This is a genomic window from Mucilaginibacter sp. (assembly GCF_028288225.1).
Taxonomy (GTDB): Bacteria; Bacteroidota; Bacteroidia; order Sphingobacteriales; family Sphingobacteriaceae; genus Mucilaginibacter.
Window position 1 is genome coordinate 14,853 of the sequence record NZ_JAQBOC010000060.1, and the last position, 21,994, is coordinate 36,846.

The window sequence follows — 21,994 nt, forward strand, 5'->3', positions numbered from 1 at the left end:
TTGAACCATGATTGTTATGTATCAAGCAATCATGGTCCAAAAAATTATAAAGGCAACGTAAACCAAAATGTTGAGCCAACGCCTACTTCACTATCAATGCCAATGTTCCCGCCGTGCCGTTTAATAATTTCTGAACAAATATAAAGCCCCAGTCCCAGTCCTGAATATTGCCCGCCATTATAATCTGCCCGGTAATAGCGGTCAAACAAATGGGGGATCTTATCCTTCGGAATGCCCGGACCGGAATCCTTAATAGAGATCTTAATTACATTGCCATCCTTCTCAACAATTACATAGATGATCTTGCTATCTGGCGCATATTTAACAGCATTGTTCACCAGGTTAACCACTACCTGTTCAATCCGGTCTTCATCGGCATTTACCTGCAGTGTTTCATCTCCCTGTATAACCAGTTCATGGTCACCTGCCGCCCGCACATGAACGCAACACAGATTTAGCATATCGGCAATGGTAAACGGAGCTTTATTTAACCTTAACTGCCCTTCTTTCATACTATTAACATTTAACAGCTCGTCAATAAGGCGTGTTATTCTTTCCATACTCCTGTTAGCCTGGTCAAGAAACTTTGGCAGCATCGGCGAAGGGTTGCTCTTCATCCGGTCAAGCAATTGCAGCGATGCTTTAAGGCTTGTGATAGGTGTTTTTAACTCATGACTGGCTATGCTTATAAATTCGTCTTTTTTCCGCAGCATCTCTATCGTGCTATCTTCCAGTTCCTTTTCAATAGAAATATCAAGAACAGTACCTATAAAACGTGTGGCTTTATTTTTTTTATTAAAATAAGCTTTGCCCTTTGACTTTATCCAGCGCAGCTTTTGGTCATTTTGGCCAATAGAGCGGTACTCAACATTAAATTCCCCTCCATTTACTCCGTTCAATGCTTTATTTATGGCATCATCGGTATCGGCACGGTCATCAGGATGAATAAGCTTTAAAAAAATCTCAAAGTTAATTTCATCTGCCGGTGCAAGGCCAAATAGCTCTTTGTTCCGGTTATCCCATATCAGTTCCCTGGTTATTGGGTTAAAATCCCATGCCCCTATCCCGGCAGATTCAATTGCAAAATGCAGCCTTTCTTTACTTTCGGCCAGTAAACGTTCAGCTTCGGCAAGCCCTTCTTCCACTTTCCGCTTATCGGTTATATCATGTATGGCCAGCAAGGTTAGCTTTTCGTTAGTATAGGTATCAAACTGCCTTGCAGTTAGCTGCATTATCCTGCGGCCTATGGTTTTAAAAATATGGTCAACTTCAAAAGCCTTAAAAAAGCCCTGCTCCGGTAATACTTTTTCTAACTGATGCCTCAAGGCAGGGATATCCCATTGCCTATTGCCCAGGTCATATATAAATTTCCCCTCGGTGTCTTCCTCATTCACCCTGAACATATTGTAAAAACCGTCTGTCGCACGTAATACAACAAGGTCCTTATCCAAAATAACCAACGGATCATGTATGGTATTAAAGATCTCCTCGGTATATTTTCTTGAGTTGTTCAGTTGATCATTACGGTCAAGCAACTCATTATTAACAATAGTAATTTCCTCGTTGGTACTTTGCAGCTCCTCGGTTGATGTTTCCAGCTCTTCATTCAAACTGCGGAGCTCCTCACTCCCGGATAGCAGCTCTTCATTGGCGCTTTGCAATTCTTCATTGGCGGCTTCCTGTACTTCGGTTATTGTCCGCATATCCTCACGGGTTTGGCTCAACTCTTTTTCCAGCTGATCTATGCGCTGTACCCAGGCATTTATACTTTCCTGCGGATGTTTGGATGATGTGATATTTTTACCTAAAAACGATGCTCCTGAAAGAATGCTATTTTGAAAAAGTATTAAATAATAAGTTTCCTCCGCATCAGCTATCGGTATTACTTCAATATTAACATATTGCTGTGCTTCGTCTACCTTAAATGAAATGCCTTCTTTTCGTACCGTAATGTGCTTGGTTTTAGCCAGGTGCAGCAGGTTCCTTATCTCAAACGAAAGGCCTTCCCGCGCCATTTTCAATACATTGAAACTTGGTTTCCCCGGCGATACCGTAAGCCATGCATCCGTTTTACCACGAAACTGGATAATATCAAAAGCCTGGTTAACCATAACACCCGCAGGTGTATATTTTGATAATAATATGTTATCAGCAATTTTATTAATATCCTTTTCGCTGTTTTTGTCAGGTGCTGACTGGTCAAGGTCCCTTAAAGTTTGCTCACTCCTTTCAGATGTTACCGTTCTGAACCGTCCATGAGGGCCCTTTGACTGGTAGATCTTTTCGTGCTTATTAGTAGGTGCAAACAGGTCAGTGCTGGTGCCTATGGTTTCTGATTTACCCAGTACTAAATAGCCCCGCTCATTCAACGCATAATGAAAGGTAGCCAAAGCCCTTTTTTGCAGTACCGGTTCAAGGTATATCATAACATTCCGGCAGCTCACCAAATCTATTTTTGAAAAAGGAGGGTCTTTTAATAAATTATGATGTGCAAAAACACACATCTCCCTTATTGATTTATTTACCTGGTAGCTGCCATCCAGCTTATTAAAAAACTGTTGGATCTGCATTGCTGAAAGGCCCTCAAGTTCCGTCTGGCGGTAAATACCGGTCCTGGCCCTTGATATGGCAGTTTCAGACACGTCGGTTGCAAAGATCTGTATTTTGCGGGTAGTAATTTTATCACCCAAATATTCCTGGAGACAAATAGCCATTGAATAGGCTTCCTCGCCGGTAGCGCAACCTGCTACCCAGATCCTTAACGGCTCGTTTGGTGTTTTTTGAAGCAGCAGGCCCGGCAGTATGTTATTACATAACAATTCAAAGCTTTGCGAATCCCGGAAAAAATTAGTTACTGATATCAGCATGTCATTATATAGAGCGTCCTGTTCACTTTTATTTTCCCTCAAAAAAGTTAAATAATCCTTTGGATTATCAATCTTATTCAGGGCCATACGCCGAACAATACGACGCTTAATGGTATTTTGCTTATAGTTGGTAAAATCAACTCCCCTTCGGATGCGCAAAACTGTAAGCAGCTGCCTGAAAATCTCCTCATCCTGTTCGGACTCATTTTGTTTGACTTCTGAAGAGGTGTGATTTGCGTTAAAGGGATGGTTAATATTTATAAGTTTTGGAATAATTTGGTCGGCCGGCAAAATAAAATCAACCGCACCCGACCTGATAGCGCTTTTGGGCATGCTATCAAATGTCGCCGAATCCTCACTTTGGGCAAATGTTAGTCCCCCGTATGATTTAATTACCTGTAAACCAAGTGTACCATCATCTAATGCACCCGATAATACCACGCCAACGGCAAAACTTTGATGCACTACTGCAAGTGATGAGAAGAAAATGTCGATGGTTTTAACCTTTTTATTTTTTAACGGCTCAAGCTTAAGCACCCCGTCTACAGCTGTAAGTATGCTGCCCGGCGGGATGATATAAACGTGGTTAGGTTCCAAATGGATATTATCGGCAATTAAATAAACCGGAATTTTAATAAGCTTTTGAAAAATTTCGGGCAAATAACTATCGTACTCCGGGCTTAAGTGCTGTACAAATACATAAGCCATGCCCGAATCTTCAGGTACCGCCTGCAAAAATAGCTTAAATGCCTCTATGCCCCCTGCCGAAGCACCTATTCCAACTACAGGGAATTGTTTTTCTGTGTTGAAGGTTTCAGGTGGAACGGGATCAGGTAATCGCATAATTAATATTTACAAATTGGATGGAAAGTTGGAAAAAGTAGCCATCAGAACGAAGATAAAGGTATAATAATTTAAATAAATGAAGTCCCTTACAAATAAATGCATATCCCCTGTTTTTAATAACAACGCCTCATTATTCAAACTGTTTTACTATCGGGTAACTCTTTTTATTTAATAATTAATCTCATAGGATTAACCGCGTAAAATTCAATAAAAAAATACCCCCCTCATCGTTTCCAATGAGAGGGGTTTCTAACTTTACTTAATTAACCAATCGATCTTATTATCTTAATTTACATCCCACCATAAACGTTTGCCGGCACTGTCATCGCCACCAAATTCTTTGGCCACAGCGGCATCAACCTGCGCCTTTGACGCGTTGGTAAATGTTCCTGAATACGGCATGCGTTTTACAAAATCGCCGTCAGCTATTTTGCCCTGGCTATCATTCTTTTTTACAGGGTATAGGTGCGGGTAACCGGTTCTTCTAAATTCGGCCCAGCCTTCATAACCTTCAGGGTATACGGCTATCCACTTTTGTGTAATAACGCGTTCCAGCTTCCTGGCCAGGGGGTCGCCCTCAGTCCATTTAACAGTAATGTTTGAAAGTGGTGCAGCGTCATTAGCATGGTTTTTAGGGTCCACATAAGCTGCCGGAGTTGAGGTGGCATCTGTAAGGTAAGTGTCAACACCGCCTGCTCCATATTCAATGAACGATGCTCTAATGCCTTCTTCGTAAAAGATTTGGGCCGAGCCTCCGCCCATGTTCCAGCCTTTAAGCGCACCTTCCGCCCGCAGAAAGAAACTTTCAGCTCCGCTCATAATTTTTAGCGGTGCACCGAATGAAGTTGCAAGCTTTGAAAAATTGCTGTAAGTACCTGTAGTGAGCGCTATCCCTGTTCTTATACCTTCAATCTGGCCGTTAAGTGCAGGATCATCAGCAGGTAAGGCCATTTTAGTAAGCCTTGGATCTTTTAAACCGCCTAATATTGAACTAACTGGAGCGCCTAAACGCATATCACCCCATGATGTTACGATCTCATCAAGGGGATTTTGTCCAGATACATTCATGAAGAACCCACCATCGGCAGCTTCTAAAACGCCATACTTATTGCTTACTGCCGATTCTGCTTCTGCTTTTGCTTTTGTGCCATCAATATTTGAGATCCGGATGGCTAAGCGTAATTTCAGTGTATTGGCGGTCTTAATCCACTTAGCGTAATCCCCGCCAAATTTGCTGTTATCAAATGGTTTGAAACGAAGCTGGTCAGCATTCGGTTCCTTATCTTCAACAGCAGATAACGCGGCAATCGCCTGGTCAAGATCAGCAAAAAATGCATTATATGCTTCCTGCACGCTATCAAACGGAACGTTGGCTGTTGTTCCTATCTTGCTGTAAGGGATAGGGCCAAAGGTATCTGCTGCCCTGCTGGCGCCAAATACTTTACAAATCAGGGCTATCCCATACAGATCGGGATATTTTGTATCAAATCCCTTTAATTTCCATTGCAGCCAGGTGTTCAGTATATTTTGCTGCGGAACATCCCAGCAATAATCAACCCAACCGCTAACAAAACTGTAGGTAAAATTATTTACGTTACCCAAAAAAACCGAAGGCACAGCGGTATAGCCTGCATACTCATCCTGCCCAAGATCCTGCTGCCCCTGGTAAATATAATTTACCGGCGATTCGATGTTTGTCATCATGCCTGGTAATAAAATACTTGCTTCTTTACCGTCAATTTTCAGCAGGTCCTGCGGTAACAGTTTTAAATCCTGGTTAAGGCCGTTCATATCCTTTCGGCAAGAGGTAGTAAAGGATAGCAGGACGATCACGCTAAGCGTGATTGTACTTTTTATATTTTTTAATTTTTTCATCGTTGTAATGATTAATATTATAATTAAAGCGAAGTTCTGACACTAAAACCGAAAGAACGGGTAGCAGGCACACCAAAGCCATCAATACCCATAGTATTAGTTGTTGTGGAAATAGCCTGTTCCGGATCATAAGGGGCCTTCTTATAAAAGAAGAACAGGTTATGGCCGGTTAAAGAGATATTTAAATTTTTAAAGGTTTTGCCGATAAGCGGGAAGGTATAGCCTAAGGCAAGCTCCCTTAAACGGATGTTTGTAGCGCTATAGGTGTATTCGGGCACTGCTGCACCATCTGCACCGGCGGATATTGCTGTGTAATACGCCTGGGCATCAACCATTTTGCCGTTAACTAATACTCCGCCTGCATTACGTGCATCAGCCGTCCGCTGCGAAATTCCTTTATAGTCAAGCCAGGTTTGCGTCATCGAAAATGTCTGTCCGCCAAAACGGCTGTCAATCAAAAACGAAAGGTTAATCTTTTTATAACGGAAGCTGTTATTAAAACCGGCTAAAAATTTAGGATTTGGGTTACCAACATACCTGGGATCATTTGCCGGGGTCAGAATAGGGATCCCGTTAGCATCAACTTTTATTGATCCATCAGGGTTTTTATCTATAAGTCTGCCATAATAATCACCAAAAGCGCCATATTTGCCATCTTTGGGCTTTGTTAACCAGGTTGCAACCAAACGTGTATTATCTGATGATGAAACTACATAATAGTTCGCAACATATAATGGGCTAAGGGCCCGTATTTGGTTGGAGTTGTGCGAAAAGTTTAAAGCAGGTGTCCATTTTAAATCGCCAAAGCTCGCGTTGTAGCTAATGGTTCCTTCAAAACCAAAGTTCCTGATCTCTCCGCCATTCAATATGAAGCTTTGTGCACCCGATCCTGAAGGTGCTGCGATAGTGATGATCTGATCGCTGGTATGCGCATCATAATAAGCAAGGTCAACGTTTACTTTATTAAATAAGGTAAGCTGTGCACCAATTTCAAATGTTTTTGTACGTTCAGGTTTTATCTCAACCGGTGGGTTAGTGCCATCAAAAAACGGAAGCTGACTTATTGCTTGTGTGCCGACTATCGGTTGGAGATTATTAAGCGAGTAAGGAGGATTACTGTTATTGGCCCCCAGGCCAGGTGCGCGGCCAACGTTGGCATAGGATGCCCTTAACTTAGCGTATGACAATACATTTGATGTGCCAATTGTATTTGTTAAAACATACGATAAACCTACCGATGGATAAAAGAATGAACTTGGTGTGGTGGACGCCCATTCGTTACGCCCGGTAGCATTCAGGAACAGGGTTTCTTTATATCCGATAGTGGCTGTAGCCAGCACGGCTTGTGTAATGCCTTTATATTCGTGTTCATTTGTGGCCAACGGGTGTGTCTGATCATAATTATTAGCCGAAAAATAATTGGCCAGGCTCAACCCATAATTATTGGTGCTTTGCAGATTGGTACTATAGTCAAAGCTCCTGTCGTCCGATGCACCTAAAGTGGCTTCAAGCGAAAAATCCCGGCCAACCCTGGTATCAGCAGAAAGTAACAGATCCGAATATAAATGAGTGCCATAACCCTGGCCCGTGTAATAAGATCCGTTAATGCTTTGCTGTGCACTTTGCGCAACCGGATCGGTAGTAGCGTAATTTTTGTTCTCGTTGCGGTAGTTATAACCATCTAAAGTGGTACGTGCCTGCAAATTGAGCCATTTGGCAAAATCATACTTTGCTTTAAATGATGATATGTAGCGGCTTGAAGAACGTTCATTCAGGTCCCTGTATGCTATCCAGTACGGGTTTTGATTTGAGCTGAATTCATTTTTTTCGTAAGGCCAGTTTTGCTCACTTAAACCGCGTGTAGCGTTATATGTTTCAAAATGATTTTTATCGTAGTTGCCAAAATTATCATCAGTAGGGAACTGGTATAAACCAAACATCGGGCTAAAGGTTAAGCCGGCCTTTGGCGGGTTTTCCTGTTTCTGATAGATATAGTTAACCGAGGCATCAAGCGTTAACTTGTCATTTAAAAATTTACCTGATCCTCTTAATGTGAAGTTATGCTTTAAAAGCGAATTGTTGGGAACAATACCTGTTGCTTTGGTGTTTGCATAAGATGCATAAAACAAAGCTTTTTCGTTGCCGCCAGAAAGCGATACCCCATTGATATAGGTTTTACCTGTATTAAAAAAGTTTTTAATAAATGCATTGCTTGCACCTGTTGATTTAGCCCCCCACATATCATCGGCGCCTGGGGTTGTACGGCCATAAGTTGTTTGTGGCGATGGCAAGCCAGTAGCCGTATCAAAAGTAGTAGATGAGTTGAAATCTACTCTGGTGGCGCCGGATTTGCCTTTTTTGGTTACTATAAGCAAGGCTCCGTTTGCGGCTGCACTACCGTATAGCGCGGCTGCACTGGCTCCCTTAAGTACCTGGATACTTTCAATATCATCAGGGTTAAGGTTTGACAGTGGGTCGATGCCTGCACCATCACCAAGACCTGCACTTGTGCCGCCCGCGCCCTGGCCAATAGGGATTCCATCAATTACATAAATAGGGGCGCTGTTGCCACCTATTGACTTGGGGCCTCTCAATTCAATCCTTGATGCACTCCCGGGACCGCCTGTACCCTTGGTAATTACCAAACCGGCAGCTTTACCGGCAAGTGAATTCACAAAGTTAGGGTCTTTGGCTTTTTCAAGCTCGGTACCGCCTACGTTTTGAGTGGCATAGGTTAAGCTTTTGGTTTTTTGCTCAATACCCAGCGCAGTTACCGTTACTGTTTCCAGCATGTGCTGGTCGCTCTGGAGAACAACGTTTATCACTGCACCGTTTACCTTCACGGTTTGAGTTACAAACCCAATAAAGCTAAACACCAATGATGAGCCTGTTGGTGCGCTGATGGAATAGCTTCCTTCAACACTGGTTGAGGTACCGCTGGTAGTTCCGGCTACCTTAACATTTACCCCCGGCAGGGGTTGGTTGTGATCATCTGTCACAGTACCCTTTACGGTTACATTTTGTGCGGAAGCATACATAAAGCAGCCAAGCAGAAATGTAACCAACATGTAGAGTTTTTTCATAAAAATAAATTGTTTAAAGTGAAAATTAGGACGTTAGTTTCACCGAACTTACAATGAAATATTTACGGTTGTATGACTTTTGGTGACTGGTAGAGGTAATGTAGTGGTTTACTCAATACAGCTGATACGGAGTATTTCATGTTTCAATTTGTACAACCCTGAACGGCAAATAATTGAGATAAAGCAAAATTTGCCGGCTGCACTACATCACCACTACTTTTAGATGTAAAAAAGTCATAAATAAAAAGTTTCCCATATACTTGTCACAAGTGGCAATGCCCTGCATCTTATGTTATATTTTAAACCGGCAATGAAAAAACACGCAATAAACCTGCTCCTTTACCTATTTTTTGTTTGCAGTGCTTATAACACTATTGCCCAAACAACCCAAAAGCCCAGGTTTAAGGCCATTGCCATTGCAGAGATTGGCGGAGGGCACGCTTTATTTGACGCAGCCGCAAAAGTTTGGTTAAATAAACTGGCAATTGATAGTAATTTCACAATTGACTATATCAGCGATACAAAATCAATCAATAAAGATTTTTTAAAACAGTACCAGCTTTTTATCCAGCTGGATTATCCGCCCTACCCATGGGAAAAAGAGGCGCAGGATGCTTTTGAAGATTATATTGAAAATGGCCGTGGTGGATGGATCGGTTTTCATCACCCTACCTTGTTGGGTGCGTTTGATGGTTATCCCATGTGGCAATGGTATTCAGGTTTCATGGGCAATATTGAATTTAAGCGCCACATTCCCGGTGGTACGGAGGCTAAACTTACTATTGAAGATGCTGCTCATCCAGTTATGAAAGGAATCTCTGCTGCTTTCACAACTAAAGATGAATGGTACATCTATAATAAGAGTCCACGCGCTAATGTGCATGTGCTGGCAAGCATTGATGAAGCAACTTATAATCCACCCAAGGACGTTAAAATGGGAGATCATCCTGTTATATGGACCAATGAGCATGTCAAAGCAAAAAATATTTACATAGCCATGGGGCATTTCCCGGAACTTTTTGAGGACAGTAATTATACTACCCTGGTTCGGAACGCAATATTTTGGGTGGTTAGGTAGAATCAGGATTCAAGAGATCAAGAATCAAGAAAGGGTGTTATGTTGAGGCACCCACCAGGCATCGTTCTAAAATTCAAGTTAGTACAGTTACTTCTTGATTCTTGACCTCTTGAATCTTGCCTCTCTCCTCCGCCCTCTACATCACCACTACAAAATTTAATAAATTATAGCTAAAAAGCTTTATAAATAGCCCTACAAGCTTTTCAAAGTTAAATTCCGTTCGGTTTATATAAAATCTTCATTAATTTACGGTTCTAATTATTTAGCCGGAATGTTAATTAAAAAAAACGTTTTATTAATTATTGTATTCCTTGCTTTAACCGGCCTGGCAGTTGCGCAGCCTACCATTGGTATACCGGCTATTAAAAACTATACTCACGCCGATTATAATGCCGCTACCGAAATTTGGGATGTTAACCAGGATAAAAATGGCATTCTATACTTCGCAAACGATGAAGGACTATTATCGTTCGATGGGAGCTACTGGAAAACTTACCAGATGCCCAACAAGGCCTCCATTAAATCGGTGGCGGTAGATCCTTCCGGAAGGATCTATTGTGGGGGACAAGATGAGATTGGTTACTTTTTTCCGGATAAGGATGGCATTTTAAAATTTCACTCATTAAAAAACCTGCTGCCCCAAAAAGCCCGGCAATTTGCTGATATATGGAATATTGTTCTTTTTAATAACGAGGTGTTCTTTCGCACCATTGAGTGCATTTTTGAGCTAAAAGACAACGAGCTAAAAACATTCGATGCCCCGGGGGGATGGCGCTTATTGTCAAAAGCAGGCTCACAGCTTTATGCTGAAGATAAGGATTCAGGCCTGATGATCTTTAAAAGTGGCCAATGGCAACACTGCTGCGGTGCCTCACCTACTGCCGAACTACAGGTGACCGGGATAATTGATTATAAAAAGGATACCCTGCTGGTTACCACTTTAAAAAAAGGTTTGTTTTTAATGACAGGGTCATCTCTCATTAAAAAAAGCACCGCGATTGATAATATCCTAAACAATGACCTTGTTACCTGTACAAAAAAGATAGCAGATGACCGCTATGCCGTAGGCAGCGTGGCAAAAGGTCTTTTTATAATTGATGGAAAAGGGAACCTGGTTGAGCGTCTTTCAATTAACGAGGGCCTGCAAAATAACAATATACATGCTGTACTGATTGATCACGATAAAAACTTATGGCTCGGTCTTGAGAACGGGCTCGATTTTATAAATTATAATACATCAGTAAAGCACATCTACATTGATAAAGAAAACCAGGTAAAAAGCAATGCTGCAATTGTATTTAATAAAAAGCTGTTTATCGGCACATCAAACGGGTTATACAGCATCCCGCTCGATCAGCAGAAGGATATCAGCAAAAGCAAAGGCATTTTTACCGGGGTTGGAAACACGAAGGGCCAGGTATATAATTTAAGCGAGATAGATCATAACCTGGCTTTAGCACACCAGGACGGCGCAATGCTATTGCGCAACAACCGGGCCGAGCCAATAACAACCGGGCAGGGTGCCTGGATGTTTAAGCCCATTCCTAACTCAAATGACATTATCATTAGCACCTATACAGGCTTACAACTTGTAAAAAATGTAAACGGTAATTTCACAAGCGCAGGAAAAATTGAAGGGATCTATGAGTCTCTCTCTACCATTGCAAGGGATAATACTAACACAATATGGGCATCACACCCATACAGGGGTATTTACAAAATACAATTGTCGCCGGACAAAAAAAAGATTATCATATATACCCAGTATACCGAAAAAAACGGACTACCTTCTATATTGAATAACCAGGTATATTTTATAAAAAATAAAATTATTGCCGGCACCGAAAAAGGCATTTTTGAATACAGCGCTGTTAAAAATAAATTTATCCGCTCAGCTTGGTTTAATCCCATTTTTGGCGATGCTACCATTGAGTATTTAACAGAAGATAAGGGCGGTAATATTTGGTTTATCAGCAATCAGCGGGTTGGTGTTGTTGATTTTACAAAACCGTCGGCAAATAAGCCATATAATGTTGTTTATTTCCCCGAGATGGCCGGCCAGATGGTAAAGGGTTCCGGATTTATATATCCTTATGACGCCGAAAATATTTTTGTAGGTTCGGCAAATGGGATCTTTCATTTAAACTACCGCCAATATATTGCCACAGAACGTACAATGAATGTATTGCTAACCACGGTTAAAACTATTGCCGAAAAGGACAGTCTGATTTTTGGCGGTTATTTTATGAAAAATAACAAAATAACCGATGTTCAATACACCAAACATATTCCCACCGTAACCAATCACTGGAATTCATTCCACTTTGAATACTCATCAACATTATTTGCCCAAAAAAGCAACGAAGAGTTTACCTATAAGTTGATAGGGTTTGATAAGGATTGGTCGAAATGGTCGCCTAAAACAGAGAAGGATTATACGAATTTGCCGTACGGCACCTATACGTTTTCGATAAAGGCGCGCAATAATCTGGGCAATGCATCTGCCCCGGTAAGCTATACTTTTAAGGTTGAACCTGCATCGTACCAAACTGCATGGGCCTATTTCTTTTATGTTTTAATGATAACCTGCGCCATTTTTTGGGCTGCAAGGGCACAGCACAAAAAGTTTAAAGCTCACGAAAAAAGGCACGAGGATGAGCAAAAAAGATTACAATATTTACACAGTCTGGAGCTTGACCGCAATGAAAAGGAAATCATAGCTTTAAAGAACGATAACCTGGAAACTGAGCTTAATTACAAAAATAAGGAATTGGCAACCGTAACCATGCACCTGGTTGACAGGGGCCGCCTGCTGCTGAACATTAAGGATGAACTGATGGTATTAACAAAGAGGCTGAATATTCCCGATCCTTTGTACCAGTTCAGAAGCGTTTTTAAACTTTTGAGCGATACGGATAAAAACAACGACGACTGGAACCATTTTGCCATATACTTTGACCAGGTGCACAATAATTTTCTAAGCACCATGAAAACCAAATTCCCGGGTCTTAGCTCAACCGATTTAAAGCTTTGTGCCTATTTAAGACTTAACCTAACCTCAAAAGAAATAGCGCAGCTGCTTAACATCTCCCTTAAAGGCGTTGAGATCAGCAGGTACCGGGTTCGCAAAAAGCTTAATCTTTCAACAGATGTGCATCTGTATGATTTTTTGATAGATATAACTAATTAAAAATTGTCATTGCAAGCGATAGCGTGGCAATCGCTTGCAATGACAATAGGGCTTACTGATGCTCTATATCAGAACCATCCTGTTTAACAACCACATCCTTAAACTTCTGCTTTATAAAATCAGGGTTACTGTTGTTTGTTGTTGGATTACTTGAAAAGAAGCCGAAAGGCATCAGAGAAAAGCCCATATGATGTACCGACATTATCGGCCATTCTTCGGGCCTTACGATATGTGTGATCCCTGCAACGTACCATACCACGAGGTCGTTGTTATTAATAGCCCGGTTTTTTGCTGTCCACTCGGGCAGGCCATCATAAATTTTATTACTAGCCGGGTATTTCCCTGCAGGATATTCTTCGCCTTCGTTATATTGGGTAACCCAAAACTGGTGATTTAAAAACCCGGCTTTTTTGCGCAACAGTGAGCTTTCTGGCACAAATGTTTTGGCCTGCGTACCCGGCATCAGCATATAACCTACGTGCTGCCCGTAATCACTCATTCCTTTGTTATTATAAATATGCCAGTTGCGTGCGCTTAAGTAATCAACATCGCGTTGTGCCTGCAACTCTGTGTTAAACATGGTTCCGTCTACATAAAATGCATTGCCATAGGGATTATCCTTACCCGCCGGAACAAGTTTCGAGTTCATTTCCATCACGCTGTTATTTTGCGCACCGTCAATGTCAAGGTCCATCCTGAAAACAAAAAAGTGTTGGTGATTAATAGCCTCCACATGTTTATGGACAAGCGTCCCGAAGGAATGCCCATTGTATGACAGGTCATTTTTATCAGGCTTATCCATTTCATTAACCCGATGAACGCCTTTTACCTCAACTATCCCCGTCAGTTCCACATCAACATCAATGGTGCCATCTTCCTTAAATCGCCAGGTAAAGGCATAGTCATAATTCTCAATCATGGTGTAATACTTTATGGCCAGGTTGGTTGCCCTGCGCGAAACTGTACCATGGCGCCATAGTGTCCCACCGTATTCTTCAAAAACCGCTACAGCTCTGTCAATCTGGAACGGTGTCCCATTTTCCCGGTGCAAAACTGCTGGCATGTATTCGGCATTCTCCGGCGCATCAGCTCCCGGGCTCATCGACTGTGCAACACCCTGCCCCAGCCTGTATTCGCCCGCATCAAAAAAGTTATACGACGCCTGAAACAGGTCAGGCGAGCCATAAGGCACCAACATTTCCGGCATCGAGCCGCGGTACATAACAGAACGCTCTTTCCCTTTATCTATATATTTCACATCGTAAATTACAAGGCCCTCGCGGTTGTCCACACCATAGCGCAACTTCCAGTTTTGCCAGGTAATTTCATGGCCCTTAATATTAAACGTATGGCCTTCGGGTTGAGTGATAATAAGCGGCAACGTGCTTTTGTTAAGCTCCTTAATTGAATCTTTATTAAAATAATTCAGATCAACCGCAGCGCTAAAGCTATTGCCCTCATCAACTATCTTTAGGATCTTACCGGTGGTGAAATCAGTGTAGGCCATCAAGCCTTCAATATCAACATTATTCTTTTTACGCCGGGCAATTACCAGTTGCTCCCGGTGCCCGATAGGCGCAATGCCGATATCGCCTGTAAAAATGCTGCGGTGGGTTACCGAGTCAATGGAGATACCCCGCTTTTTTAGCGCCGCTACCCAGCCTGCATCTTTTTTTACAATAGCATTGGCTACCGAGTCGGCTTCCAGGCCCATGCCAATTACATTGGGAACGTTTTTAACAGAAATTACTTTACCTGCATTAAGGTCAACCACCGCTTCGGTAACGCCATTTTTGGCATAGTCATAAAAGCTGGTAAAAGCCTCGCGCCTGAAAGGTGTGCCGGGTTTATAAGCCAAGACCTCAGATTTAGGCGGTTCCTTCAGGTTGATGATATTAAAAATATCCTTACCCGTTGTTGTTTTGCTGTCCTTTAAAATTTGGACAACTTTTTTCATTTCTGTTGCTGTTAACGGATCAAGCGGGTAAGTGGGGCTATCGTCATCAATTTTTTGTTTGCAGGATTGTCCTGCGCACAAGATCAGCACCAAAAAGGTGTAAAGTAAACATGTTTTTGCCATTGCTATTTTGTTTAAAGAGTGATTCTTAACAGTTTCTTCTCAAACTTTAGGATAACCGGCTCTTAAACATTGCATTAACAGTTCGTCTTCGCAGATATACTCGCATTCTGCAGATAAATAAAACTCAGTGCCCTCTGTGCGTCACTTTGTGAGCTCTGTGGTAAAAACAACCACGGAGTTACAGAGAAGACACAGTGTGCGCGGAGTTATTTTGTACCCAACCACATAATGGCGTCTTCAAACATCTGGTTCTGAACATCAGAAGTAAAATTCTTATCTCCATGCCCCATGTTCATATAAATCATTTTGTATTTGGTATTTGTCCATACAACGGGAATGTCCCCATCATGAATAATATTCTTTTTACCTAATGGATAATTAGCAGGATCAAGCGTAACCAGTATCTTTATATCTTTATTATCCCGCGGATTTGGTTTCCAGCCGTACCATTCGTTTATTGGCGCGGTATAATTTTTAGGCAGGCGCTTTGTTGCCGGATGGGTGTTATCATCAACAATCATTTTAGCGGGCAGCGGCGGCCAGTTGTTGTTATAAAAAGTTGCCCCTAAAAAGCTTACAAACCAAGGCCATTTGGTGTACTTATCATTATACCCCGATACATGAAAACCCAGCCATGCGCCGCCGTTTGCCATAAACTTTTCAAAAGCGCTTCGTTGCGCCTGGTTATGCGGAAACTCGTTAAGCCAAATTACAACCTGGTAGTTCTTTAATTTTTCATCGTTCAGGTCTTCCCAGCGGGAGGTAGTATCAAAAACAAAGCCCTTCTCGGTTGCCATTTTGCTATAAAACTTCATGGCATCAATGGCAAAATCAACGTGATCACTTTCTACATTGGTGGAGAATAATGCCAGCGCTTTAAATTTCGGCACCTGGGCAAAAGTTAAGGTTTGCAGTATCAGTAATACGATCAGGCTCAGCGTTACTTTCAGTATGTTTCTTTTCATAACATCTATTGTATTATTTACTCATTGTTGTTTCCAGAGATGCCATCATTTCATTAAGATCTTTACTCATCCCCTCAAACAACGGCTTATCCTCGGCCCCCCAGGGCTTACCCTGCCTGTAATCCCACCAGCGGTATTCAATTTTTGAATACTCGTTTGAGATGCCGGGCTCAATCGGCTTTTCATAAAAATCATAAGCTTTAAGCTCGTAAGTGGCATTATGCACTGTAATATTTATAGCAAACCTCAACCAGTAATAATTACCTGATGCGCTTGTTACAATTTTAAAAACACCGGTCCCGCTAATCTCTCCCTTTTTCTCATCAGTAGTAATTGCGCCTTTATCAGGATCCTGGAAAGCCCCCTTAAACCAGTTAACAGCACGGCTAAAAAGTTCTTCCTTTTTAAGACCGGCATTAAGCGAATAGGTATTATCAAAATAGATCTTCCCGTTCCTCATCTGCATTATTACCGGGTGTATGTCGCCCTGGGCGACACACAGATACGGCAATAGGCTTAGGGTTATAATTATTAGTTTCTTTATCATGATCTTATCTTAAAACTTTCCGACTTATCGACTTTAAAACTTTCGCAATTGGCATTCCGACTTCCGAATTCCCCTACTTCCCTGCTGCCCAAAAAATGGCATTGCTAAACATTGTTGTATAATCCTTGCTTTCAAAAAGGATGGGCGAATGGCCCATAAATATGTAAATATTGCGCGCCTTGTAATTGGGGTTTGTCCATACTACCGGGTGATCGCCCATTTTAATATCAGAGTCGGGCACATAGGTTCTTTCATCTACCGAAGCAAGCACATGTACATTTGGGCGCATGCTTTTTTCATAAGTATAAAACTCTTCCTTTTCAACTATAAATGCAGGGGAAACGCCCTTCATTACCGGGTGTGCCTTATCCTCAACATTTACCTTTGCTTTTACAAAAGTTGCTATATAGTTTTTATATCGCGTATCCCCCATAAACTTGCTGAACCATTGCCACATGGGATAGCCGTCAAACTCGCCCAGCAAAGTGGCATGGTGAAAGCCAATCCAGCCGCCCTTACCCTGCTCAATATAATTTTGAAAAGCAGCAGCCGCTTTTTCTTTCCAGCCATAAGGAGCATAATCCAATTGAATAAACAGCTGGTAATTAGCTAAAAAAGCATCATCAATTTTATCTGTATTCTGAATATAATCAATAGTAAAATTACTATCAACTGCCAGCTTATCCAGCCATATTTTAGCTGCTCTTGAATATTCAATATGGTGGCCACCATTTTCATAAAGAGCAATTACTTTAAAACGCGGCGCTTTTTGCCCCCATGCGCTGCAAATCCCCAATACGCAAAGCCCAATTACTGATGCAAATTTTTTCATTTTCTTTTTGGTTGATATTATCTTTTTTAATCTCAGTGTTACTCTGTGAATCTCTCAGCGAACTCTGTGGTAAAAAATACCGAGTGGTAACGGAGCAGACACAGAGGGCACGAGGGATCTGTTTTTTATTTTGATGCTGCCCATAAAATGGCATCACGCATTAATATTATATAGCTTGGGTTAACCAGTGCAGTTGGTGAATGGCCGATACAGATATAGATCATCCGGTGAAAATTTTCGTTTGTCCAAACCATGGGATGATCGCCCATTGGCTTGTTTTGCTTATAGGTTGATTCATCAACCGTAGCCAAAACCCGCACATTACCCCTTGGACTTTTATCCCACTCGTACCACTCGTCCGAAAGCCAAAATTTTGCCGGCAGATTTTTTGTAACCGGATGCTTATGGTCCTCCACCACAACCGTCCCATCCTGGAAAGCGGGGTGCGGCGAATAGGTTACACCTCCCATAAAAGTTTCAAACCATTGCCAATATTTTGCAGTTGAATTCGGCCCCAAAAACTGTTTCCCGGTTAGTCCGGCGGCGTGCACGCCTACCCAGCCCTTGCCCTGTTCCGCAAACTTTTGCAAAGCCGCCTGCTGGCTTGCCGACATATCAAAGGGCGCTAAATGGAACATCACGAATACCTGATACCTGGCCAGATTGGCATCATTGATCTTGCTGGTATCATCCGTAAAATCAACACCGAAATGGTTTTCAGCGCCCAGTTTTTCAAAAAATTCTTTGCCTGCGGAGATGCTTTTCCAATGATCCTTGGCCTGCGAGGCAACCACAAGCACTTTGAATTTGGAAAATTGGGCATTAGCCTTTAAGCTAAAAAGAGCAAGAATAATTAAAGCTGATACCGAAGCTTTTTTGAATGATTTGACCATTTTAATTTTTGCTGATTATTATAAGTTCTTAAATTCAATTTTTATTCCCTTTTCAATCACTACAATTTATCCATTAGTACCATATGCTCCGTAGGAGCTACCTCTTTGTAGAATGTAATTGCCAAACTTTGTGCCTCATAGAGGCTACCCTTCTACATTGTGTATTATCGCCTTGCTATTATGGGTTGCACCTACGGAGCAATATTTATTGTTTAAAAAATGCTACAAAGAGGGAGCTCCTACGAAGCAATCAATTTGTAGACGAGTGCAAAATACATTCAACAGTGTTTTATGGTTTTGCAACCGGCTCTTTATAAATCCTCCCCATCATCGGGTCATCAAAAATTATTTTTCTTAATTCTTCCGCATCAATGGCTCCCTGGTGAGCATAAACAATTTTACCATCGGGTTCTACCAAAAGTGTATACGGCAATGCGCCGTCCCATTTAGGGTCAACAGCCTCTATCATTTTATATTTATCATCCCCGCTGTAGATGTAATTAAGACCCGATGCCTGCTTACGCTGCAAAAATTTCAGGGCCTTGTCCTTATTAGCCGGATCGTCGGCGCTTATACTTACAAATTCAAGGCCTCTATCGCGGTAGGTATGGTTTAGGGTAACCAGGTCGCTAAATTCGGCAACGCATGGGCCGCACCAGGTAGCCCATAAATTAACCAGCCTTAATTTATCTGTGTGATTTTTTATTACTTCCTTTATGCCGTTGGCACTAAGCGTATCCAGTTTTACAGGCTCTTTGGCCCATTCAATCTGCGCCTTTTCCAGCCATACGCTTTTCTCGGCCCACTTTATGGAACAGCCGAATGTTTTGGTAACCGGCACGGCTATTTCCTTACCGGCTAAAATGGCATCAATGGCATTCCGCACGTCAAGCGAGTGCGGCGTTTTTGCCGGGTTCTCCATATCGTCAATGCGGCCGTTATAGCGCAGTTTTCTATCCTTATCAAAAATAAAAATGTGAGGTGTTGCAACCGGGCCATATTTGTTTGAGGTTATTTCGGTTTCGCCATCATACAGGTATGGGAAATTAAACTTCATGTATTTTGCGCGGATCTTCATCTCTTCGAACGAATCGCCAAGGTCACTGTACCCCAACTCGTCCAAACGGAGCCCGGCTGGGTTATTAGGGTTAATAGCAACCACGCTTACTCCTTTAGCTGCATAATCGCCGGTTAACTTAATCATCCTGTTCTCATAAGCCTGCGATGTTGGGCAATGGTTACACATAAAAACAATTACCAGCACCTTTGCATTTTTAAACGATTGCAGGGTATAGGTTTTGCCATCAATACCGGGCAGACTAAAATCGGGTGCGGTTTCACCTGTTGCTAATGTTTTATGATCCACAAAAGCGGATGCAAAGCTGCAAAGCGTTAAAATAAAAACTAAACTTGTTATATACTTTTTCATCTGTTTAAGATTTAATCATTTATAGAAACTGCCAATAAATACCAGGCGGTATGTGGTAGCCATTGCTCGGCCCAGCGCCAGTCAGAATCTTTACCTGATACTGCATACGGGATATTATAATCGATGTCATCCTCGTTATCAAAACCGGAGGTTATGCCATTTACAATTCCGCCGGGTGCATTGGTATATTCAAAAGTTCCGAAAAATCCGTAGGCCGGGTTATTGTGTCCTATTCCCTGCAGCATGCAGCTATCAAAAGGATTTAAACCAAGGATCCAATTCAACTGGTCGAGTGCAAAACCGTCTAGCTGATCATGAAAAGGTTTATCATCCCTAAAAATATTGGCGGCCATCCTTGCAGCAGCGGCTACCGAGCCGAGGCGCGCATTCTCGCCCTGCCACCATGGCGAGGCATCGCTGCCATGCGGAAAAAAGAAAGAACTGTGCCTGTTGCCTAAAGTATCCTGCACCAGTTGGCGGCTGTAGCCAAATGGATTATTTACCTCATGAGTAATAGCAAACTCAAACTCCATCGATTCTTTTGTAGTTTTTTTGATCTGTGCCTGCTCATCCGCAGTAGCATAAGGATAATAATACAATAAGCTAACCAGTGGCAGCCCGGCATCCGATGGGTGAAAGAACGGGCGATCCTTATCGTCAGCCCTGAAATAATTTTTATAGTTTTTCCAGGTAACCAGTCGGCCCATTATACCGGCGGCTCTTTTTGCAGCCGCGGCCTTGTAAACATCCTTTTTGGTTACTTTATAAAGCTCAGTAGCTGCATTTAAGGCACAATAATCATCCAGCATATTTTCTTTGCCGTCGTAATCCATTTGTTTGTTATCCTTCTCTAAAAAAGCAAAGGCATTTTCTGCAGCTTTTAAATAATCAGCATTGCTGAATTCCCCGCTTACCGGGTAAGCTGAGGCCATTGCCAGAGCTGCTATGGCCATTCCAGCACCGGAGCGATAGCTCGATTGATAAAGCCGCCAGCTTTTCTCTGTGGCGCTTTTATTGAATGCCTGGTCTTTTGTTTTCTTTATCCGGTAGCCGCCTTCTTCTGCAGGGATCATCCTGTCCTTTGGCAATTTCCCGGGACCTGGAGCACCAACTGAACGGTAAAACGACCCGCCTTTGGCCTGCATCCTCACCAAATAATCAGCGCCATACATAGCCTCGTCCAATATCCGTCGGTTAAACTGCCTGAAATCTGTACCTGGCCTGGCGTTTAAAAGTTCGTAGGTTTTAAACAGGCTCCAATCGGTTAATGAAATTTGCTGGGGGTTAAAGTAATTTGAAAATGACAGGTGTGAAAGATGCTTGCCATAATCGCCGGTGGCATCGTACCAGCCGCCGTGCGCATCAATAGTATCTGTTGTTTTGCCTGATAATAACAAGTGATGATCAGCCTTATCCAATAAGCCCGAACTGCGCTGCCCCTTAAAGTAATACACCACATCAGATATGGTGGCTTTCTCCAGCACGTTTTTCCCAATGATGAACGGGTAGGAAGACACAAGGTCTTTTGGCGAAGTTATTTGCAGCTTATATGTACCGGGTGTTGTAACCGGGCTAAAATCAATCGTCCAGAATTGAAAGTTCTTCCATTTATTAACGGCACCGCTAAATACAGGTTTACCTGTAAATACAGATGCACCCGTGGCTGCGTCAACCAAATTAAATGAATTTATGTTCAGTTTGCTATCGGCAACTATAATAGCATGCTTTGCTTTGCTATCTTCATAGCCTACATGGTTGGTAACTATTTTTACTGATTGTGCATGCAGAAAAAACGGCATACACAACAATAAATACATTATCCAATTTTTCATACTTGATAAAACCATGAGCATTATTTATATTGAGGGTTTATATTATTAATGGATGTTGGCATGCATCCCGGAAGTCCAAAGCTAATATATTACATTTCCCGCAAGAATTTTCATACCCCTACATTAACACTACGGTTTGATAAAATTTGATAATTCACCTGTCGGTGTATCGGCAATGGTGTGTTTGAAACGCATTTATGTATATGCCTGCATTTCATTTCAACGGATTAAAATCCGTTGTTACAATATCGACCGAAGCTACTCTTCTGATTTTTGGGTAACAGATAGCATAATTTACACCCAATTCAGCACCACCGGCTCGGCCAATTTTGTAGGGATGGATTTTAATCCATCCGTTTTAACGGACAAAAATCCTATAAAAACTATAGTAGTGGTATTGTAGTGCCTTAAAAATAGTATTTAATTAAAGTTTGGCTGATTATTGCACAATGTAAAAATGCATATATTGTAATGCCA

At 42.0% G+C, this 21,994-nt stretch carries 13 protein-coding genes; 3 read left to right on the forward strand and 10 right to left on the reverse strand.

Translation table 11 applies throughout. The features are described from left to right. Positions 1-44 precede the first annotated feature (44 nt). From JWQ54_RS18225 to JWQ54_RS18235, 3 genes are all read right to left on the reverse strand, one after another. On the reverse strand, positions 45-3,710 hold the full coding sequence (locus JWQ54_RS18225) for a CheR family methyltransferase (protein ID WP_299587676.1): 3,666 nt from the start codon (positions 3,708-3,710) through the stop codon (positions 45-47). A gap of 288 nt (positions 3,711-3,998) precedes the next feature. Further along, positions 3,999-5,588, reverse strand: coding sequence for a SusD/RagB family nutrient-binding outer membrane lipoprotein (locus JWQ54_RS18230; protein WP_299587679.1), 1,590 nt, complete (start codon positions 5,586-5,588; stop codon positions 3,999-4,001). A gap of 23 nt (positions 5,589-5,611) precedes the next feature. Next, positions 5,612-8,671 carry a SusC/RagA family TonB-linked outer membrane protein gene (locus JWQ54_RS18235; protein ID WP_299587682.1) on the reverse strand — a complete coding sequence of 1,020 codons (3,060 nt, stop codon included), beginning with the start codon at positions 8,669-8,671 and terminating at the stop codon, positions 5,612-5,614. A gap of 310 nt (positions 8,672-8,981) precedes the next feature. On the opposite strand from JWQ54_RS18235, the gene JWQ54_RS18240 reads away from it, so the two are divergent. Next, positions 8,982-9,749: a ThuA domain-containing protein gene (locus tag JWQ54_RS18240; protein ID WP_299587685.1), complete on the forward strand. Its 768-nt coding sequence runs from the start codon at positions 8,982-8,984 to the stop codon at positions 9,747-9,749. Positions 9,750-10,020: 271 nt separating this feature from the next. After that, positions 10,021-12,939: a triple tyrosine motif-containing protein gene (locus JWQ54_RS18245; RefSeq protein WP_299587688.1), complete on the forward strand. Its 2,919-nt coding sequence runs from the start codon at positions 10,021-10,023 to the stop codon at positions 12,937-12,939. A gap of 52 nt (positions 12,940-12,991) precedes the next feature. Here the strand turns inward: JWQ54_RS18245 and JWQ54_RS18250 are convergent, their stop codons facing one another. The 7 genes from JWQ54_RS18250 to JWQ54_RS18280 form a co-directional block, all read right to left on the reverse strand. Beyond that, positions 12,992-15,019, reverse strand: coding sequence for a hypothetical protein (locus JWQ54_RS18250; RefSeq protein ID WP_299587691.1), 2,028 nt, complete (start codon positions 15,017-15,019; stop codon positions 12,992-12,994). 206 nt (positions 15,020-15,225) lie between these two features. Next, a complete protein-coding gene (locus JWQ54_RS18255) occupies positions 15,226-15,984 on the reverse strand; it encodes a ThuA domain-containing protein (RefSeq protein ID WP_299587694.1) in 759 nt (252 codons plus the stop codon). Positions 15,985-15,997: 13 nt separating this feature from the next. Next, entirely contained in the window at positions 15,998-16,531 is a 534-nt protein-coding gene (locus JWQ54_RS18260) for a DUF4468 domain-containing protein (protein WP_299587697.1), read from the reverse strand. 73 nt (positions 16,532-16,604) lie between these two features. Then, entirely contained in the window at positions 16,605-17,363 is a 759-nt protein-coding gene (locus JWQ54_RS18265; protein WP_299587700.1) for a ThuA domain-containing protein, read from the reverse strand. A gap of 125 nt (positions 17,364-17,488) precedes the next feature. Continuing rightward, the gene (locus JWQ54_RS18270; protein WP_299587703.1) at positions 17,489-18,256 is read right to left on the reverse strand and encodes a ThuA domain-containing protein; all 768 of its coding nucleotides are present in this window, start codon (positions 18,254-18,256) and stop codon (positions 17,489-17,491) included. 289 nt (positions 18,257-18,545) lie between these two features. Continuing rightward, on the reverse strand, positions 18,546-19,685 hold the full coding sequence (locus tag JWQ54_RS18275; protein WP_299587706.1) for a redoxin domain-containing protein: 1,140 nt from the start codon (positions 19,683-19,685) through the stop codon (positions 18,546-18,548). An 11-nt stretch (positions 19,686-19,696) separates the two neighbouring features. Beyond that, positions 19,697-21,517, reverse strand: coding sequence for a glycoside hydrolase family 9 protein (locus tag JWQ54_RS18280; protein ID WP_299587709.1), 1,821 nt, complete (start codon positions 21,515-21,517; stop codon positions 19,697-19,699). Positions 21,518-21,653: 136 nt separating this feature from the next. Here JWQ54_RS18280 and JWQ54_RS18285 point away from each other — a divergent pair, with 136 nt between their 5' ends. Next, complete coding sequence (locus JWQ54_RS18285) at positions 21,654-21,920, forward strand: hypothetical protein (protein WP_299587712.1); 267 nt, start codon at positions 21,654-21,656, stop codon at positions 21,918-21,920. The last annotated feature ends 74 nt before the right edge of the window (positions 21,921-21,994 follow it).

Bases quoted from the DNA above. Each gene is read 5' to 3' on its own strand.
- JWQ54_RS18270 (WP_299587703.1), bottom strand. From the start codon at position 18,256: ATGGTCAAATCATTCAAAAAAGCTTCGGTATCAGCTTTAATTATTCTT.
- JWQ54_RS18235 (WP_299587682.1), bottom strand. From the start codon at position 8,671: ATGAAAAAACTCTACATGTTGGTTACATTTCTGCTTGGCTGCTTTATG.
- JWQ54_RS18255 (WP_299587694.1), bottom strand. From the start codon at position 15,984: ATGAAAAGAAACATACTGAAAGTAACGCTGAGCCTGATCGTATTACTG.
- JWQ54_RS18225 (WP_299587676.1), bottom strand. From the start codon at position 3,710: ATGCGATTACCTGATCCCGTTCCACCTGAAACCTTCAACACAGAAAAA.
- JWQ54_RS18265 (WP_299587700.1), bottom strand. From the start codon at position 17,363: ATGAAAAAATTTGCATCAGTAATTGGGCTTTGCGTATTGGGGATTTGC.
- JWQ54_RS18245 (WP_299587688.1), top strand. From the start codon at position 10,021: ATGTTAATTAAAAAAAACGTTTTATTAATTATTGTATTCCTTGCTTTA.
- JWQ54_RS18240 (WP_299587685.1), top strand. From the start codon at position 8,982: ATGAAAAAACACGCAATAAACCTGCTCCTTTACCTATTTTTTGTTTGC.
- JWQ54_RS18250 (WP_299587691.1), bottom strand. From the start codon at position 15,019: ATGGCAAAAACATGTTTACTTTACACCTTTTTGGTGCTGATCTTGTGC.
- JWQ54_RS18230 (WP_299587679.1), bottom strand. From the start codon at position 5,588: ATGAAAAAATTAAAAAATATAAAAAGTACAATCACGCTTAGCGTGATC.
- JWQ54_RS18280 (WP_299587709.1), bottom strand. From the start codon at position 21,517: ATGAAAAATTGGATAATGTATTTATTGTTGTGTATGCCGTTTTTTCTG.
- JWQ54_RS18260 (WP_299587697.1), bottom strand. From the start codon at position 16,531: ATGATAAAGAAACTAATAATTATAACCCTAAGCCTATTGCCGTATCTG.
- JWQ54_RS18275 (WP_299587706.1), bottom strand. From the start codon at position 19,685: ATGAAAAAGTATATAACAAGTTTAGTTTTTATTTTAACGCTTTGCAGC.